At 39.6% G+C, this 2,880-nt stretch carries 4 protein-coding genes; all 4 read left to right on the forward strand.

The window, feature by feature from the left end; all coding sequences use genetic code 11:
* Window positions 1-6 precede the first annotated feature (6 nt).
* Window positions 7-654 carry a DUF3100 domain-containing protein gene (locus Q7P05_RS06580; RefSeq protein ID WP_303931218.1) on the forward strand — a complete coding sequence of 216 codons (648 nt, stop codon included), beginning with the start codon at window positions 7-9 and terminating at the stop codon, window positions 652-654.
* Window positions 647-1,108, forward strand: coding sequence for a hypothetical protein (locus Q7P05_RS06585; RefSeq protein ID WP_101928306.1), 462 nt, complete (start codon window positions 647-649; stop codon window positions 1,106-1,108). Before Q7P05_RS06580 ends, Q7P05_RS06585 begins: the two co-directional genes overlap by 8 nt.
* A 132-nt stretch (window positions 1,109-1,240) precedes the next feature.
* Window positions 1,241-2,560: an amidohydrolase gene (locus tag Q7P05_RS06590; protein ID WP_303931215.1), complete on the forward strand. Its 1,320-nt coding sequence runs from the start codon at window positions 1,241-1,243 to the stop codon at window positions 2,558-2,560.
* 110 nt (window positions 2,561-2,670) lie between these two features.
* On the forward strand, window positions 2,671-2,880 hold a 210-nt coding region (locus tag Q7P05_RS06595; RefSeq protein WP_303931217.1), incomplete at its 3' end, for a hypothetical protein.

The raw sequence follows: 2,880 nt of genomic DNA on the forward strand, positions 1-2,880 counted from the left end.
ATATAGCTGCATCAAGGGCCGCGGGATTCACGGAGCGATGCGGAATGTCAAGCGGCCGTTATGATCTTGATGGTAAAAGTAGGTTTAGGTATTGGTCCAAATCTTGGTATTCTTACAAGTGCAGGCTGGGCATTGTTATTACAAGAGCTTGGTCATTTCTTTGGTACTATTGTATTCGGTTTACCTGTGGCTTTATTAGTAGGTATGCGTCGTGAAGCAGTAGGTGCTTGTTACTCTGTAGACCGTGAACCGAATGTAGCGATTATTATCGACAAATTCGGTTTTAGCTCTCCAGAGGGCCGTGGTGTTATGGGCATGTACATCTGTGGCGTTCTTATTGGCGCAATGTGGTCCTCCGTATTGGCAGGTATGCTGGCACAATCTGGTTGGTTCCATCCATTGGCATTGGCTATGGGCGCTGGCGTAGGTAGTGCTAGTATGATGGCTGCCGCTACGGCTCCAATCATTGCAGTATATCCAGATTATGAACAACAAATTATGGCTCTTGCTGGGGCAGCAAACTTATTAACTACTGTTCTAGGCGTATACTTTGGTCTATTTGTTTCTTTACCAGTTATGGAAAAAACATACAATTTCTTTACAGGTCGTACACGTGAACAAGATTTAGCAGAGGAGGCAGCACATCATGAGTAAAAGCGAAAAATTAACACAATTTGTCATCGTTATCTGCATTGCTGCTATCATCACTGCAGTAGGTAATGTCATGGATGGCAAACATCTATTTAGCGATAGTTTAGTTGGCGTAGCTATTTTGGCAGCCCTTGCTACAATTGGCGCCTTGATCTCTAACTTACCATATGCTAATAAATTACCTATGGTATTCTGGGTATCTTTAGTTGGTGTTATCGCTTCTTTACCAGGTACTCCTGGCCAAGAATGGATTATTGCTAAAACTAGCCAAGTTACATTCCTTGCAACGACAACACCTGTACTTGCTTATGCTGGTTTATCCTTAGGTAAAGACCTTGGTGCGTTCCGTCGCTTATCTTGGCGTATTATTCCTGTTGCATTAGCTGTAACAGCGGGTACTTTCATCTGTGCAACAGCACTAGCGCAATTAGTACTTCATTTAGAAGGTTTAATTTAATACTAAATCATAATGTTAGATGTCTAAACTATGTTAAGATATAATTATAGATTTATATTTCATAAGATATCTATACATTAAGATTCCATGATCGACCGTATTTTATACGGTCGATTTTATAAAGGAGATATTATGAGCCGTATGACAAAGGAAGAAGTTAAAGAACGTGTTTGTAAAGCTATTGTTGATGCACAACCGCGTTTACGAGAATTAGCAGAATCTATTATGGCTGAACCTGAGCTGGGTTTTAAAGAGGTAAAAACATCTAAAAAGGTTCAAGCTATGTTTGATGAACTTGGCATTTCTTATACTACTGGCCATGCATTGACAGGTGTAAAAGGTCGTATGAAAGGCCGAGATAGTAAATATACGGTTGCTATGGTGGGGGAATTAGATGCCATTCTCTGTCCTCGCCATCCTCGTGCCGATGATTTAACAGGGGCTGCTCATTGCTGTGGTCATAATGTACAAATTACCAATATGTTTGCCGTAGCTATAGGCCTACAAGCAGTGATGAACGAATTAGCAGGCGATGTTGTACTATTTGCTGTTCCTGCAGAGGAAATGATTGAAATTGATTACCGTAATAAATTGCGTGAACAAGGAAAACTCAAGTATATGGGCGGTAAACAACAGCTCATCTATGAAGGTGCTTTCGACGATATCGATATGGCTATGCAAATGCATGTGGAGACTGCCAAAACTTCAGCTGGTGAAATGGGGCTAGGTAGTACCTCTAATGGTTTTGTATCTAAGCTGATTGAATATCACGGCAAGGTGGCTCATGCGGCTCAAGCACCTCATGAAGGTATCAATGCTCTTAATGCTGCTTTGATGGGGGTTATGGGGGTTAACTCCATTCGTGAAACTTTCAAAGAAAGCGATTATTTCAGATTCCATCCCATCATTAATCAAGGCGGTACATTGGTAAACTGTGTGCCTGATTATGTTCAAGTTGAAAGCTATGTGCGTGCCTCTAATATTCAAGCTATTGTAGATGGTAACCATCGTGTTAACAGAGCATTAAAAGCTGGTGGCGATGCAGTAGGGGCTACATGTGTTATCAATGACCTACCTGGTTATTTACCGATGCGTAATGATGAACGTATGAATGCTCTATTACGAGAAAACTCAAATCCTATCTTTGGTGAAGCCAATGTATACCAAGGTCCACATATTACGGCTAGTACAGACATGGGGGACGTATCTCACTTGATGCCGGTTATCCATCCATGGGTTGGCTGTATCAGTGGTGTACTACACAGTGCAGAATATGAAATCTCTGTACCTGACGTAGCGTACATTAAAACAGCACAAGCCTTGGCAATGACCATCGTAGACTTACTATACGATGATGCAGCAGGCGCTAAAGATGTATTAGACCACTTTACACCAGCATTAAACAAACAAAGCTATATTGAACTCTTAGATCGCATTGCTAAGGGTGAATAAAATAAACCACCTATTGAAGATAAATTGATTATCTTTGGTAGGTGGTTTACAATTTTATTAAATGATTTCAAAAAATTTACTAATTGTTGATTGATAGAAAGTATACGTTTATGTATAGTAATTTATTGCATTCAGATGTGACACTGTATATAGTTATTGGTTTATTGATAGGTAACTATATGTTATTTAAAAATCAATATAACAATCCTAAAAAGTTTATTCCTATATTTTTATTTACTAATATATGGGGAGGAATAAACATTTACACCATGTTGGCAGTACGCTCTATCAGCGTTTCATCGTGTGAAATAAAAAGCACA

The organism is Veillonella dispar (assembly GCF_937975875.1).
Taxonomy (GTDB): Bacteria; Bacillota; Negativicutes; order Veillonellales; family Veillonellaceae; genus Veillonella; species Veillonella dispar_B.